General features: G+C 60.2%; 1 protein-coding gene. It reads left to right on the top strand.

What is annotated here, in order from left to right; genetic code table 11:
- Nucleotides 1-853: IS256 family transposase (locus SAHL_RS02610; RefSeq protein WP_123589857.1), on the top strand; the 853-nt coding region annotated here is incomplete at its 5' end.
- Nucleotides 854-888 lie beyond the last annotated feature (35 nt).

The following is an 888-nucleotide window of genomic DNA, read 5'->3' as shown; positions in this document are numbered from 1 at the left end:
GTTCGGGGACTCGGTCAAAGGCTTGTCGGCATCGACGATCAGTCGCCTGAAAGCCGGCTGGGAGCACGAGTACGACACGTTCAGCGAGCGCGATTGGCGCGGCCACGAGATGGTGTATCTCTGGGCGGATGGCATCTACGTCAACGTGCGCGCCGCCGAGCGGCGCTGTGTGTTGGTGGTCATCGGCTGCGATAGTCACGGCCGCAAGCACTTCCTGGCCATCGAGGAGGGCTTCCGTGAATCGACCGAGAGCTGGAGAGCACTGCTGTTGAGCCTGCGTGATCGCGGGCTGGTCGTCGCGCCCAGGCTCGCCGTCGGCGACGGCGCGATGGGATTTTGGGCCGCGCTGGCCGAGGTCTATCCCAAGACAGCGGTCCAGCGATGCTGGGTGCATAAAACCGCGAACGTGCTCGACAAGCTGCCCAAGCGGATACAGCCGCAGGCCAAAGGCCATCTTCATGAAATATGGCAAGCTGACACACGTCACCACGCCGAGCAGGCCTTTGATCGGTTTGTTGCGATCTACGACGACAAATACCCGAAGGCCACAGCGTGCCTGCAAAAAGACCGCGCTGAACTGCTCGCCTTCTACGACTTCCCGGCGGCACACTGGCAGCATTTGCGGACCAGCAATCCGATCGAGTCCACCTTTGCCACGATTCGCTTGCGTACCGCAGCCACGCGCAACTGCGTGAGCGCCAAAAGTGGACTGTCGCTGGTACACCAACTGGCGATGAGCGCTCAGAAACGCTGGCGCCGCTTACGCGGCTTCAAACAACTCGCCGATGTCATTGATGGCATCCAATTCATCGACGGAATAGACGAGCGACAACTCAGCAGGAAAGCCGCCTAGCTTCTTTCCTCATACACCAGATTTGACAGTAACTC

It is taken from the genome of Salinisphaera orenii subsp. halophila YIM 95161, assembly GCF_003732545.1.
Taxonomy (GTDB): Bacteria; Pseudomonadota; Gammaproteobacteria; order Nevskiales; family Salinisphaeraceae; genus Salinisphaera; species Salinisphaera orenii_A.
The sequence above is the reverse complement of the archived record's forward strand: the minus strand, read 5'-3'. Positions and strand labels throughout refer to the sequence as shown.